We start from the raw sequence: 12,890 nt of genomic DNA, 5'->3' as shown, positions 1-12,890 counted from the left end.
CGCAACTGATGTAGGTGTTGCTCCTGTGCTTGTACCGCCGGTGGAAGCACGGCGCCTGCCTGAGTCCGAGGAGATCCAAGCCGAATGAGACGCATCCGCTGTGGCTCCGATGGCTCTGCATTCCCGCGGGTGGCCCGGTTCGCCCGACCCTTGACGGTGTCGGTGCTCAGTGCTGCCATCCTGCTGGGCACCCCGGGGCTGGCAGCCGCGCAACCCGCCCGTGACCCCGACGGCATCGCCGCGCTGATCGCCGACGTCGCCGACGCCAACCAGCAGCTGCAGAACCTGGGCGCGCAGATCGCCGAGGAGAAGGAAGGCGTCAACAAAGCGCTGGTGGATCTGCAGACCGCGCGCGAGGAAGCCGACGCCGCTAAGCAGGAGGTGGAGGCAGGCCACCGCGCGATCGCCGACGCCGACGCCGCCATCGCCGCCGCGCAACGCCGGTTCAACACCTTCGCCGCCTCGACCTACGTCAACGGCCCCTCGGACAGCTATCTGACCGCCGCCAACCCCACCGACATGATCGCCACGGCGGCGGCCGGCCAGCTGCTCGCGCTCAGTTCCGAGCAGGCGCTGGACAACCTCAAACGGGCCCGCACCGAGCAGGTCAACAAGGAGTCGGCTGCCCGGCTGGCCAAGCAGAATGCCGACCAGGCGGTGGCGCAGGCGCAGTCCAGCCAGGATGCCGCGGTGGCAGCGCTCACCGGCACCCAGCGCAAGTTCGCCGAACAACAGCAGGAGATAGACCGGCTGGCGGCACGCCGCTCCGAGGCCCAGGCCAAGCTCGTGGCCGCCCGTGGTCACGCGCAACCCGAGGCGCCGGCCGGCGCCCCCGCCGGTGACCGGTGGGGCAATCCCGGCGCGCCCGGCGGCGGCCCGGCGAACACCCAACAGCCCCAGCGGTGGGACGGCCCCTGGGACCCGACCCTGCCGATGATCCCCAGCGCGAACATCCCCGGCGACCCGATCGCGGTCATCAACCAGGTGCTGGGTATCTCGCAGACCTCGGCGCAGGTGACGGCGAACCTGGGCCAGAAATTCTTGCAGTCGCTGGGCCTGGCCAAGCCCGACGACACCGGTATCAACAACGGCAAGATCCCGCGGGTATACGGCAAGCAGGCCTCCGAATACGTGATCCGCCGCGCCCTCTCGCAGCGTGGCGTGCCGTACTCGTGGGGCGGTGGCACCGCCGCGGGACCCGGCCGCGGTATCGGCTCGGGTTCCGGCACGGTCGGTTTCGACTGCTCCGGTCTGATCCTCTACGCGTTCGCCGGAGTGGGCATCAAGCTGCCGCACTACTCCGGTTCGCAGTACAAGATGGGCCGCCAGATCCCCTCGGCGATGGCGCGGCGCGGCGACGTCATCTTCTATGGTCCCGGCGGCAGCCAGCACGTCACGCTGTACCTCGGCAACGGCCTGATGCTCGAGGCCCCGGACGTGGGCCAGGTGGTGAAGGTATCGCCGGTGCGCAAGAGCGGCATGACGCCCTTCGTAGTCCGATACATCGAATACTGACGGCGGAGCAATGCGATTGAGTGCACTACGTCTATCTCGTCTGATCGGATCGCTGGTGGTGGCGATCCCGGTGATGCTGGGTCTGGCCGGGCCCGCGGCGGCCGATCCCGGCTGGGACCCGACGCTGCCGGCGACGATCAGCGCCGGGGCACCCGGTGATCCGCTGGCGATCGCCAACGCGTCGCTGCAGGCCACCGCCCAGGCCACCCAGACCACCATGGACCTGGGCCGCAAGTTCCTGGCCGGCCTCGGGTTCAATGTCGGCGACGAAGCCACCGGCAATGTGGCGCCCGGTAAGCGGGTGCAGGGCAAGCAGGCCATCGAGTACGTCATCCGTCGCGGCGGAGCGCAGATGGGGGTGCCCTATTCCTGGGGCGGTGGCTCGCTCACCGGTCCCAGCAAGGGCGTCGACTCCGGCGCGGGCACGGTCGGTTTCGACTGCTCGGGCCTGATGCGCTACGCATTCGCCGGTGTCGGGGTCCTCATCCCGCGGTACTCGGGCGACCAGTACAACGCCGGCCGGCACATTCCGCCCAGCCAGGCCCGCCGTGGCGACCTGATGTTCTACGGCCCCGGCGGCGGCCAGCACGTCACCATGTACCTGGGCGGCGGAAAGATGCTGGAGGCCTCCGGCAGTGCCGGCAAGGTGGTCGTCAGCCCGGTGCGGACCTCCGGGATGACGCCGTATCTGACCCGGATCATCGAGTACTGACGCGCCGGGACCGGGCTTGGCGTCGACGGATGCTTCGAACCCTGGAATAGTGAAACGAGGGCACAACGCCGCCCCCTCGGCGGTGTGCCGTGCAAGCAGTTGTGTCTGACCGACCTTTGTGGAGGATTTGTCGATGACGTCATCGGATGGGACGCCCGCGGGCGCCAGCGGTTTCCCCGGCTCGGCCGGTGCCGAGCCAGGCACAGTCGGCGGTAGCGGGCTCGCCGCCGACGTACACACGCTGGAGCGGGCCATCTTCGAGGTCAAGCGCGTCATCGTCGGCCAGGACCAGCTCGTCGAGCGCATCCTGGTCGGCCTGCTCGCCAAGGGGCACGTGCTGCTCGAAGGTGTGCCCGGCGTCGCCAAGACCCTGGCCGTGGAGACATTCGCCCGCGTGGTCGGCGGCTCCTTCGCGCGCATCCAGTTCACCCCGGACCTGGTCCCCACCGACATCATCGGCACCCGAATCTACCGGCAGGGCCGGGAGGAGTTCGACACCGAACTCGGTCCGGTGATGGCCAACTTCCTGCTGGCCGACGAGATCAACCGGGCGCCGGCCAAGGTGCAGTCGGCGCTGCTGGAGGTCATGCAAGAGCGTCAGGTGTCCATCGGCGGCAAGAGGTTCCCGCTGCCCAACCCGTTCCTGGTGATGGCGACGCAGAACCCGATTGAGCACGAGGGCGTCTACCCGCTGCCCGAGGCCCAGCGCGACCGCTTCCTGTTCAAGATCAACGTGAGTTACCCCTCGCCGGAGGAAGAGCGCGAGATCATCTACCGGATGGGCGTCACGCCGCCGGAGCCCAAGCAGATCCTCGGGACCGGCGACCTGGTGCGGCTGCAGACCCTGGCGGCCAACAACTTCGTGCACCACGCCCTGGTGGACTACGTGGTGCGGGTGATCACCGCGACGCGCCAACCCGAGCAGTTCGGCATGCCGGATGTGAAGAACTGGCTGTCGTTCGGCGCGTCGCCGCGCGCCTCGCTGGGCATCATCGCCGCGTCCCGGGCGCTGGCCCTGGTCCGCGGTCGCGACTACGTGATCCCGCAGGACGTCATCGAGGTCATTCCAGATGTGCTCCGGCACCGGCTGGTCCTGTCCTACGACGCGCTCGCCGATGAGATCACCCCGGAGATCGTCATCAACCGGTTGCTGCAGACGGTGCCGTTGCCGCAGGTGAACGCCGTTCCGCAGCAGCACTCGCCGGCACCGGGTGCCCCGACCGCGGCGGCTGTGGCCGGCGGTCGGTGAGCGAGCCCGACACCGGGGCTGGATCGTCGCAGCCTGCCGGAACCAGCACCGCTCCGCCGTCGATGCTGCGCGGAGAGATCCGCGACCCCAAGCTGGGGGCGGCACTGCGCACCCTGGAACTGACCGTCAAGCGCAAGCTCGACGGCGTTCTGCACGGCGACCACCTGGGCTTGATTCCCGGCCCCGGTTCCGAGCCCGGCGAATCCCGGCTGTATCAGCCGGGCGACGACGTGCGACGGATGGACTGGTCGGTCACGGCCCGCACCACCCATCCGCACGTCCGGCAGATGATCGCCGACCGCGAGCTGGAGACCTGGCTGGTGGTGGACATGTCGGCCAGCATGGACTTCGGCACCGCCGGGTGCGAGAAGCGTGATCTGGCCGTGGCCGCGGCAGCGGCCATCGTCTATCTCAACAGCGGTGGCGGCAACCGGCTGGGAGCGCTGGTGGCCAACGGCGAGCGCGTGGTACGGGTGCCTGCACGGTCCGGGCGCAACCACGAGCAGACCCTGTTGCGCGCCATCGCCACGACACCCCGGGCCCCGATGGGGGTTCGCGGCGACCTGGCGGCGGCCATCGACGCGCTGCGCCGGCCCGAGCGGCGGCGGGGCATGGCGGTGATCATCAGCGACTTCCTGGGCCCCATCAACTGGATGCGCCCGTTGCGGGCGGTCGCCGCCCGGCACGAGGTGCTGGGCGTCGAGGTGCTCGACCCGCGCGACGTGGAACTGCCCGACGTCGGCGACGTGGTGCTGCAGGACACCGAAACCGGGATCACCCGCGAGTTCACCATCGACGCCAAGCTGCGGGACGATTTCGCCCGGGCAGCCGTGGCCCACCGCGCCGACGTCGCGCGTGCGCTCCGCAGTTGCGGCGCACCGCTGTTGAGCCTGCGGACGGACCGGGACTGGATCGCCGACATTGTCCGATTCGTCGAGTCACGCCGGCGCGGCGCGCTGGCGGGTACACCGTGACCTCGACCCGTAACCAGACAGGTCTGCTATGACATTGCCGCTCCTGGGGCCGATGACGCTGTCGGGCTTCGCGCACCCGTGGTTCTTCCTGTTCCTGCTCGTGATCCTGGGTCTGGTCGCGCTGTACGTCGTCATGCAGGTGGCGCGGCACCGCCGGATTCTGCGATTCGCCAACATGGAGTTGCTGGAAAGCGTGGCGCCCAAGACGCCGACGCGCTGGCGGCACCTGTCGGCGATCCTGCTGGTCACCTCGATGGTGCTGTTCACCATCGCCATGGCCGGCCCCACGCACGACGTCCGGATTCCGCGCAACCGCGCGGTGGTGATGTTGGTGATCGACGTCTCGCAGTCGATGCGGGCCACCGATGTCTCGCCCAGCCGGCTGGCCGCCGCGCAGGAAGCCGGCAAGCAGTTCGCCGACGAGCTGACCGCCGGCATCAACCTGGGCCTGATCGCCTACGCCGGCACCGCGACCGTGCTGACCTCACCGACGACCAACCGCGAGGCGACCAAGGCCGCGATCGACAAACTGCAACTGGCGGACCGGACCGCGACCGGCGAAGGCATCTTCACCGCGCTGCAGGCGATCGCCACCGTGGGGGCCGTCATCGGCGGGGGCGACACCCCGCCGCCGGCCCGGATCGTGCTGCTGTCCGACGGCAAGGAGACGGTGCCGTCCAATCCCGACAACCCCAAGGGGGCGTTCACCGCGGCGCGCACAGCCAAGGATCAAGGGGTGCCGGTCTCGACGATCTCGTTCGGCACGGCTTACGGCTATGTCGAGATCAACGAGCAGCGCCAGCCGGTCCCGGTCGATGACGACTCGTTGAAGAAGATCGCCGATCTGTCCGGCGGCACCGCCTACACCGCCTCCAGCCTGGCCCAGCTCAAAGAGGTTTACGCCACCTTGCAGGACCAGATCGGCTTCGAGACCATCCGCGGCGATGCCAGCACCGGCTGGCTGCGGTTGGGCACGTTCGTCCTGGCGCTGGCCGCGCTGGCGGCGCTGCTGCTCAACCGCCGGCTGCCCGCCTGACCCCACCTCCTCGTTGACTCTGCGGCCACCAGGCAAAAGTGCGAGTGGGCGCTTTGGTGAGCGCAGAGTCAAGCGAGGGCACTGATAGGTTATGCCGGTGACTGACAGTGAAACGCCCACCGGAAAGCCGCCATTCGTGTCTCGTTCGGTCCTCGTGACCGGCGGAAACCGGGGCATCGGCTTGGCGATCGCGCAGCGGCTCGCCGCCGACGGCCACAAGGTGGCGGTCACCCACCGCGGCTCCGGGGCCCCCGAGGGACTGTTCGGGGTCGTGTGCGACGTCACCGACAACGACGCCGTGGACCGTGCGTTCAAGGAAGTCGAAGAGCACCAGGGTCCGGTGGAGGTGCTGGTCTCCAACGCCGGTATCTCAAAGGACGCCTTCCTGATGCGGATGACCGAGGAGCGGTTCACCGAAGTCATCGACGCGAACCTGACCGGGGCGTTCCGGGTGGCTCAGCGCGCGTCGCGCAGCATGCAGCGCAAGCGCTTCGGCCGGATCATCTTCATCGGGTCGGTGTCGGGCATGTGGGGCATCGGCAATCAGGCCAACTATGCGGCCGCCAAGGCCGGCCTGATCGGTATGGCCCGCTCGATTTCGCGGGAGCTGTCCAAGGCAGGCGTGACCGCCAACGTCGTTGCCCCCGGCTACATCGACACCGAGATGACCCGCGCGCTCGATGAACGGATTCAGGCCGGCGCCCTGGAGTTCATCCCGGCTAAGCGCGTCGGCACCGCCGAGGAGGTCGCCGGGGCGGTGAGCTTCCTGGCCTCGGAGGACGCCGGCTACATCGCCGGCGCGGTCATCCCCGTGGACGGCGGCATGGGCATGGGCCACTAAGAACCGTTCAGAGACCAAGATAGGGAACTTCAATGGCAGGCATTCTCGAAGGCAAGCGGATCCTGGTCACCGGGATCATCACCGACTCCTCGATCGCGTTTCACATCGCCAAGGTCGCCCAGGAGGCCGGCGCCCAGCTGGTCTGCACCGGGTTCGACCGGCTGCGGCTCATCCAGCGCATCATCGACCGGCTTCCGGAGCCGGCGCCGCTGCTGGAACTCGACGTGCAGAACAACGAGCACCTCGACACGCTGGCCGCACGCGTCACCGAGGTGATCGGGGAGGGCAACAAGCTCGACGGCGTGGTGCACTCCATCGGATTCATGCCGCAGACCGGCATGGGCGTCAACCCGTTCTTCGACGCGCCCTACGAGGACGTGGCCAAGGGCATCCACATCTCGGCGTATTCCTATGCGTCGCTGGCCAAAGCGGTGCTGCCGATCATGAACGCGGGCGGCTCCATCGTGGGCATGGACTTCGATCCGACCCGGGCGATGCCGGCCTACAACTGGATGACGGTGGCCAAGAGCGCCCTGGAGTCGGTGAATCGCTTCGTCGCGCGAGAAGCAGGACCCCTCGGTGTGCGTTCGAATCTCGTTGCCGCCGGGCCGATCCGGACCTTGGCCATGAGCGCGATCGTGGGCGGGGCGCTCGGCGAAGGCGCCGGTGAGCAGATCCGCCTGCTCGAAGAGGGTTGGGACCAGCGGGCCCCGATCGGCTGGGACATGAAAGACCCGACACCGGTGGCCAAGACGGTGTGCGCACTGATGTCCGACTGGCTGCCGGCCACCACCGGAACGGTTGTCTACGCCGACGGCGGCGCGCACACCCAGTTGCTGTAGATAGGACGGCGGATGGATGTAGGCGCCGTCTTACTCCTCTCATTCGGCGGTCCCGAAGGCCCGGAGCAGGTGCGGCCGTTTCTCGAGAACGTCACCCGGGGGCGTGGTGTGCCCCCGGCCCGGCTCGACGCCGTCGCCGAGCACTACCTGCACTTCGGCGGTGTCTCGCCGATCAACGGCATCAACCGGGCGTTGGCCGACGAGCTGCGCGCCGAACTGCCCGGGTTGCCGGTGTATTTCGGCAACCGCAACTGGGAGCCCTATGTCGAGGACACGGTGGCTGCGATGGCCGCCGACGGCGTGCGGCGCGCCGCGGTGTTTGCGACCTCGGCGTGGGGCGGATATTCCGGCTGCGAGCAGTACGCCGAGGACATCGCCCGAGCGCGGCGGGCTGCCGGCGAGGGCGCCCCGGAGCTGGTGAAGCTGCGCCAGTACTTCGATCACCCGTTGTTCGTGGCGATGTTCGCCGAGGCGATCGCCGTCGCCGCCGACAGCCTGCCCGCGGAGCTGCGACCGGGCGCCCGGCTCGTGTTCACCGCGCATTCGATCCCGGTGCGCGCCGACCAGCGCTACGGTCCGCAGCTCTACAGCCGCCAGGTCGCACACGCCACGCGGCTGGTCGCCGCGGCTGCGGGTTATCCCGAATACGACCAGGTGTGGCAGTCGCGGTCCGGCCCGCCGCAGGTGCCCTGGCTGGAGCCCGACGTCGAGGCGCACCTGGCGACGTTGGCCGATTCCGGTGTCCCTGCGGTGATCCTGTGCCCGATCGGCTTTCTCAGCGACAACATCGAGGTGGTGTGGGACCTCGACACGCAGGTCCGGGCCCAGGCGCAGGCGGCCGGTATCGCCTACGCACGGGCGGCCACCCCGAACGCGGACAACCGGCTGGCCCGGCTTGCCCGAAGCCTGATCGAGGAGCTGCGCGACGGTGCCGGGCCGCAACGGGCCGCGGGTTCAGAAGGCCTGGGCTGCGGGTTCGGGGTCAACGGCGCGTCGTGCGGTTCGGCGCACTGCGCCGCGATCGTGGCGCCGGACAGCTGATCGCCCGGGCGGCTACCGCTGCCAGGCCGAGTGCAGGATCGCCGTCACCGCGGCGCTGCGCGCCGAACGAACCACGGCGGTCAGCGGCGCAACCGCATCCACGGCGCGCTGGACCGCGGCGGCCGACTGTGCGCTCGCGGTAAGCAGATCGGCACTGACGGTCAGGATCGCCTCGACGTGCGCGGCGCTGTGCAGAACGCGGACCGCACGAGGTGGGGCGTGCTCGGGAATCCGGTGCAGCAGTACGGCTTCGACCAACTGTTCGACCTGCAGTCGTGGGTCCTCCACGCCGTAGTCGGCCCACCGCGAACCGGTGGATCCCAGCACCTCGGTGGCGCTGCGTATGGCAGACCGCAGCCCGTACTCGGCCTCGCCCAGATCGTGGTGTTCGGCGGCCGGCATGCCGGTCAGCGGGAAGGCGGTCCAGCACAGTTCGGCGGCGGACTCGTCGTCGGCGTCTTCGTAGTAGGCCGGCACCAGACCGATCGGGGGCGCGGCGTCGGCCGAACCGATCACAACGGCCTCACCGGCGAGAATCGCCTCGCGCTGAAACGACGTCCCGGCCGGCAGCCCCCGGACATCGCCGGGTACCGGAAACACCGGCCGGATGCCGTCGCCGGCCGCGGTGCCGGCGCCCCGCACCAATTGCAGCAGTGCGGCCGCGCCGCCACCGGCGCCCCCGGCCCAGGGCACCGCGGCCTCGCCGATGCTGATCACGTCACAGGTCGACACCGCCTGCATCGGTGCCCACGCCGAGAGGGCGTCCAACACGTCATCGGGGGCGGCCAGGCCCGCCAGCCAGGCGTTGGCCCACACCGCCAGCGAAGTACTCGGGCACCACATGATGCACCGCAGTGTAGTTGTCTGGTTCGTCCCTGTCGGACCGCACAGGTTCGGCTGGTTCTCGGGCTATTCTGACCGCATGCCGACTGCCCTGATCTGGTTGGTCTTCGCACTTGGGCTCGCGGGAGCCGAGGCCCTCACGGGTGACATGTTCCTGCTGATGCTCTCCGGCGGTGCGCTCTCGGCGGCGGTCGCCAGTGCGTTGACCGACTGGCCGCTGTGGACCGACGGCGCCGTGTTCTTGGTGGTATCGGTGCTGTTGCTGGTGCTGGTACGGCCCGCGCTGCGCCGCCGGATGTGGGTGGGAACGGGTGACGAAACCGGGGTGCTGGCGCTGCAGGGCAAGACCGCCCTGGTACTCGACCGTGTCGAACTGCACGCCGGCCGGGTGAAGTTGAACGGTGAGGTGTGGACCGCCCGAGCGCTCACCGACGGTGACGTATTCGAACCGGGGGAGCAGGTCACCGTGATGCACATCGACGGGGCCACCGCGGTGGTCGGCAAGATCGTGTAACGAAAGGAATCGTCATGGAAGGCGTCACAACCGGGCTGTTATTGCTGGCCGTGCTGGTGGTGTTCGCGGTGATCGTGGTGGCCAAATCGGTCGCCCTGATCCCGCAGGCCGAGGCGGCGGTGATCGAACGCCTGGGCCGCTACAGCCGCACCGTGAGCGGTCAGCTGACCCTTTTGGTCCCGTTCATCGACCGGGTGCGGGCCCGCATCGACCTCCGCGAGCGGGTGGTCTCGTTCCCACCACAACCGGTGATCACCGAGGACAACCTGACTCTGAACATCGACACCGTCGTCTACTTCCAGGTCACCAATCCCAAGGCCGCGGTGTATGAGATCAGCAACTACATCGTCGGCGTGGAGCAGCTGACCACCACCACGCTGCGCAACGTGGTCGGCGGGATGACGCTGGAGCAGACGTTGACCTCGCGCGAGGTGATCAACAGCCAGCTGCGCGGGGTGCTCGACGAGGCGACCGGCCGCTGGGGCCTGCGGGTGGCCCGGGTGGAGCTGCGCAGCATCGATCCGCCGCCGTCGATCCAGGCGTCGATGGAGAAGCAGATGAAGGCCGACCGCGAGAAGCGGGCCATGATCCTGACCGCCGAGGGCCAGCGCGAGGCGGCGATCAAGCAGGCCGAGGGTCAGAAGCAGTCCGAGATCCTGACCGCCGAAGGTGCCAAGCAGGCCGCGATACTGGCCGCCGAAGGTGAACGGCAGTCCCGGATGCTGCGGGCCCAGGGTGAGCGGGCCGCCGCCTACCTGCAGGCCCAAGGACAGGCTAAAGCGATCGAGAAGACGTTCGCGGCGATCAAGGCCGGCCGGCCCACCCCGGAACTGCTGGCCTACCAGTACCTGCAGGTGCTGCCGGAGATGGCGCGAGGTGGGGCCAACAAGGTGTGGGTGGTGCCCAGTGATTTCGGCACCGCCCTGCAGGGCTTCACCAAACTGCTCGGCGCACCCGGCGAAGACGGCGTCTTCCGCTACCAGCCGTCCCCCGTCGACGATCATTCGAATCGGCACGAGGACGACAGCGACGAGGTCGCCGACTGGTTCACCACCAAGACCGATCCGGCGATCGCCCAGGCGGTCGCCAAGGCCGAGGCCGATGCCCGCAAGCCGGTCGAGGGTGGCGTGCTGCCGCCACAACTCGATCCCGGTCTGGCGTGAGGGCGCTGACGGCGCGGTCGAGCTACGCAGCGCTGGCGGCGTTTCTCGCCGGCGATGCGGTCGCGTCGGCGGTTCCGGTGCCGTATGTGGCCAAAAACATGGATGCGATGCGGATTCCCGCCGAGGTCCGCTGGGCGGTTCCGGTGGCCAAGGCGGCCACCGCGCTGGGGCTGGCGGCGGTGTTCCGTTTCCCGGCCGTCGCGCGGCTCACCACCGGGTTGCTGGCCCTGTACTTCGCCGGGGCGCTCGGCATCCACCTGCGGGTGCGCAACCGCATCGCCAACATCGTTCCCGCGGTGCTGCTGCTGATGGTGTTCGCCGCGATGACGATCCAGGGCCCGCACCCCACCGGTGGCGGGGTCCGAGCCGTCGAGCCCTAGGTTCGGGCGGTTATCCCCGCCGGGTTGCGGCGGTGTGCTCGTCGAGGGTGGTGGCCTTGTAGGCGTAGGCGGCCGCGACCGCGCCGAGAAGCTGGGCGATCAGGTAAACCCAGAGGTACTTCCAGGCGAAGACCCCCGACAGCATCAGGCCGAAGGTGATGGCGGGGTTGAATGCGCCGCCGGAGATGGCGCCCACCGCAATCACGCCGACCGCCACCACGAACCCGATCGCCAGGCCGTAGAAGCTGTTGCCGGCGCTGTCTTTGCTGGTGGCGGTGTGCAGCACCACGTAACACAGCGCGAAGGTGAAGACCAGTTCGGCCAGGAACGCCGGCCACAGGTTGCCGGTCAGGTCAAGTGCCCCGCCGGCATATTTGTCGTGCCAGAGCCCGAAGCCCACACTGAACGCGGCCAGCGCGCCGACCAGCTGCGCAACGATGTAGGGGCCCAGGTCTGACAGTGGCAGGGCGCCCCGCAGATACGCCGCAACCGAGACGGCGGGGTTCAGATGGCCACCGGAGATGTGCCCGCTGGCGTAGACCATCACCATCAGCACCGAGCCGATGCCCAGTGCGGTGGCGGCAACGCAGTCGGTGCCGGACAAGACGATTCCCAGCACCGCGAACATGAATACGAACGTCCCGATCATTTCGGTCAGATATTTACGCACCGCAGCGCTGCGATCAGCCATTGATCCGGTCCCTTCAGTTGCGTCGAGCACATTGCGAATTGCTGTCGTGCCGGCCCAGGGCACGTAATCGACTGTAACGACGGCGGGTACTGCCGGCGATCACAGCCGGACGGCCTTACACCGAATTGTTGCCGGAATGCGCAGCGCCCCGTGTTGTTTCCCCCGGCCCGGCCGGCTGCCGGGGTTCAGCGGTGGCCCGACGGACAGGTCACCGGGGCATCGCTTCCCGCCGCAGCATCGACCGGAGCGCCCGGCCCGGCCGGTTGCTCCCGCCGGTGCGCGCGCACCTCATAGACCAGCAGCGACACCCCGACCGCGGCGGTGCACGCCGACACCGCGAACAGCACCGGGCTGACGTCTCCGGTCAGGGCATCCCCGAGCACCACCACCGCGGCCGTCCCCGGCAGCAGCCCGACCAGGGTGGCCAGGGTGTAGGGCACCAGCCGCACCGCCGAGGCGCCCGCGGCGTAGTTGATCACCGAGAACGGGATCGCCGGAATCAGGCGCAGCGATATGACCGCCGGCCAGCCGCGCCGGCGCAACCGGGCGTCCAGCGAGTCGAGGCGGGGATGGTTGACCACCCGGCTCAGCTGCCAGCCGAAGACACGCATGAGGATCAGCACTCCCACGGCGCTGAGTGCGCTGGCCACCACGGCCAGGACGACTCCCAGCCAGGGTCCGAACAGCAGACCGGCGGCCAGCGTGAAGGCGGTCCGGGGGAACGGGAAGACCGTGACGACGGTGTGCGCCACCAGGAACGCCGCCGGGAACCACGGCCCCAGCGTCTGCGCCCAGTCGCGCAGCTGGACCGCGGTCGGCACCGGAACCAGCCAGGCCACCGCCAGCAGGCTCACAACCACCGCCGTCGTCAGCGCCAGCCGCCGCAGGGCGACCTGGCGCGCGGTGGCGATGAAGGTCGACCACGCGCCGCGCAGCACGTGTGGGAATCGGGTCGCGGCGGTCCTCACGGCAGCAAGACTACGGGCCGTCGGTGAACGCATTGCGTCGCTCAAATGGAGTTTCGCCGGTGGGCATACCTCGTCCGTGTCGGCCGATCGGGATCATTTAGCCTGGTTGACACATGTCGGG

The 12,890-nt window shown here is 69.1% G+C and carries 14 protein-coding genes; 11 read left to right on the top strand and 3 right to left on the bottom strand.

Annotated features, from left to right (window positions below; translation table 11 throughout):
- The first annotated feature begins 84 nt into the window (after window positions 1–84).
- The 8 genes from ripA to G6N14_RS08340 all read left to right on the top strand — a co-directional run bounded on the left by ripA (window position 85) and on the right by G6N14_RS08340 (window position 8,210).
- Window positions 85–1,515: an NlpC/P60 family peptidoglycan endopeptidase RipA gene (ripA, locus tag G6N14_RS08375; protein ID WP_085134614.1), complete on the top strand. Its 1,431-nt coding sequence runs from the start codon at window positions 85–87 to the stop codon at window positions 1,513–1,515.
- Window positions 1,516–1,525: 10 nt separating this feature from the next.
- The gene (gene ripB / locus G6N14_RS08370) at window positions 1,526–2,227 is read left to right on the top strand and encodes an NlpC/P60 family peptidoglycan endopeptidase RipB (protein ID WP_109559722.1); all 702 of its coding nucleotides are present in this window, start codon (window positions 1,526–1,528) and stop codon (window positions 2,225–2,227) included.
- Window positions 2,228–2,360: 133 nt separating this feature from the next.
- Window positions 2,361–3,476: a chaperone MoxR1 gene (moxR1, locus tag G6N14_RS08365; RefSeq protein WP_085134653.1), complete on the top strand. Its 1,116-nt coding sequence runs from the start codon at window positions 2,361–2,363 to the stop codon at window positions 3,474–3,476.
- 62 nt (window positions 3,477–3,538) lie between these two features.
- Window positions 3,539–4,450 carry a DUF58 domain-containing protein gene (locus tag G6N14_RS08360; protein ID WP_085134615.1) on the top strand — a complete coding sequence of 304 codons (912 nt, stop codon included), beginning with the start codon at window positions 3,539–3,541 and terminating at the stop codon, window positions 4,448–4,450.
- A 28-nt stretch (window positions 4,451–4,478) separates the two neighbouring features.
- Complete coding sequence (locus G6N14_RS08355; RefSeq protein WP_085134616.1) at window positions 4,479–5,486, top strand: VWA domain-containing protein; 1,008 nt, start codon at window positions 4,479–4,481, stop codon at window positions 5,484–5,486.
- Between the two features lie 97 nt (window positions 5,487–5,583).
- Window positions 5,584–6,327, top strand: a complete 744-nt coding sequence (gene fabG1 / locus G6N14_RS08350; RefSeq protein WP_407663089.1) for a 3-oxoacyl-ACP reductase FabG1 — start codon at window positions 5,584–5,586, stop codon at window positions 6,325–6,327.
- A gap of 32 nt (window positions 6,328–6,359) precedes the next feature.
- On the top strand, window positions 6,360–7,169 hold the full coding sequence (gene inhA / locus G6N14_RS08345; RefSeq protein ID WP_085134618.1) for an NADH-dependent enoyl-ACP reductase InhA: 810 nt from the start codon (window positions 6,360–6,362) through the stop codon (window positions 7,167–7,169).
- 12 nt (window positions 7,170–7,181) lie between these two features.
- Window positions 7,182–8,210 carry a ferrochelatase gene (locus G6N14_RS08340; RefSeq protein WP_085134619.1) on the top strand — a complete coding sequence of 343 codons (1,029 nt, stop codon included), beginning with the start codon at window positions 7,182–7,184 and terminating at the stop codon, window positions 8,208–8,210.
- 12 nt (window positions 8,211–8,222) lie between these two features.
- On the opposite strand, the gene G6N14_RS08335 is transcribed toward G6N14_RS08340, so the two are convergent.
- Window positions 8,223–9,053, bottom strand: a complete 831-nt coding sequence (locus G6N14_RS08335; protein WP_085134620.1) for an Rv1486c family protein — start codon at window positions 9,051–9,053, stop codon at window positions 8,223–8,225.
- A 79-nt stretch (window positions 9,054–9,132) separates the two neighbouring features.
- On the opposite strand from G6N14_RS08335, the gene G6N14_RS08330 reads away from it, so the two are divergent.
- From G6N14_RS08330 to G6N14_RS08320, 3 genes are read left to right on the top strand one after another with little or no spacing between them, the layout of a single operon-like run.
- Window positions 9,133–9,567, top strand: coding sequence for an NfeD family protein (locus tag G6N14_RS08330; RefSeq protein WP_085134621.1), 435 nt, complete (start codon window positions 9,133–9,135; stop codon window positions 9,565–9,567).
- Between the two features lie 14 nt (window positions 9,568–9,581).
- Window positions 9,582–10,730 (top strand): SPFH domain-containing protein, encoded by a 1,149-nt coding sequence (locus G6N14_RS08325; RefSeq protein WP_085134622.1) that lies wholly within the window; start codon window positions 9,582–9,584, stop codon window positions 10,728–10,730.
- On the top strand, window positions 10,727–11,110 hold the full coding sequence (locus G6N14_RS08320; protein WP_085134623.1) for a DoxX family protein: 384 nt from the start codon (window positions 10,727–10,729) through the stop codon (window positions 11,108–11,110). Before G6N14_RS08325 ends, G6N14_RS08320 begins: the two co-directional genes overlap by 4 nt.
- A gap of 10 nt (window positions 11,111–11,120) precedes the next feature.
- Here G6N14_RS08320 and G6N14_RS08315 read toward each other — a convergent pair whose 3' ends face one another.
- Window positions 11,121–11,801 carry an MIP/aquaporin family protein gene (locus tag G6N14_RS08315; RefSeq protein ID WP_085134624.1) on the bottom strand — a complete coding sequence of 227 codons (681 nt, stop codon included), beginning with the start codon at window positions 11,799–11,801 and terminating at the stop codon, window positions 11,121–11,123.
- 185 nt (window positions 11,802–11,986) lie between these two features.
- The gene (locus G6N14_RS08310; RefSeq protein WP_234808826.1) at window positions 11,987–12,769 is read right to left on the bottom strand and encodes a TVP38/TMEM64 family protein; all 783 of its coding nucleotides are present in this window, start codon (window positions 12,767–12,769) and stop codon (window positions 11,987–11,989) included.
- Window positions 12,770–12,890: the final 121 nt, after the last annotated feature.

It is taken from the genome of Mycolicibacter hiberniae, from assembly GCF_010729485.1.
Taxonomy (GTDB): domain Bacteria; phylum Actinomycetota; class Actinomycetes; order Mycobacteriales; family Mycobacteriaceae; genus Mycobacterium; species Mycobacterium hiberniae.
Note: the sequence above shows the minus strand (reverse complement) of the source record. Positions and strands in the feature narration are given on the sequence as shown.

Coding starts and splice junctions, on each gene's coding strand:
- inhA (WP_085134618.1), top strand. CDS start 6,360: ATGGCAGGCATTCTCGAAGGCAAGCGGATCCTGGTCACCGGGATCATC.
- G6N14_RS08340 (WP_085134619.1), top strand. CDS start 7,182: ATGGATGTAGGCGCCGTCTTACTCCTCTCATTCGGCGGTCCCGAAGGC.
- G6N14_RS08360 (WP_085134615.1), top strand. CDS start 3,539: ATGCTGCGCGGAGAGATCCGCGACCCCAAGCTGGGGGCGGCACTGCGC.
- G6N14_RS08355 (WP_085134616.1), top strand. CDS start 4,479: ATGACATTGCCGCTCCTGGGGCCGATGACGCTGTCGGGCTTCGCGCAC.
- G6N14_RS08330 (WP_085134621.1), top strand. CDS start 9,133: ATGCCGACTGCCCTGATCTGGTTGGTCTTCGCACTTGGGCTCGCGGGA.
- G6N14_RS08325 (WP_085134622.1), top strand. CDS start 9,582: ATGGAAGGCGTCACAACCGGGCTGTTATTGCTGGCCGTGCTGGTGGTG.
- ripB (WP_109559722.1), top strand. CDS start 1,526: ATGCGATTGAGTGCACTACGTCTATCTCGTCTGATCGGATCGCTGGTG.
- G6N14_RS08335 (WP_085134620.1), bottom strand. CDS start 9,053: ATGTGGTGCCCGAGTACTTCGCTGGCGGTGTGGGCCAACGCCTGGCTG.
- moxR1 (WP_085134653.1), top strand. CDS start 2,361: ATGACGTCATCGGATGGGACGCCCGCGGGCGCCAGCGGTTTCCCCGGC.
- ripA (WP_085134614.1), top strand. CDS start 85: ATGAGACGCATCCGCTGTGGCTCCGATGGCTCTGCATTCCCGCGGGTG.
- G6N14_RS08315 (WP_085134624.1), bottom strand. CDS start 11,801: ATGGCTGATCGCAGCGCTGCGGTGCGTAAATATCTGACCGAAATGATC.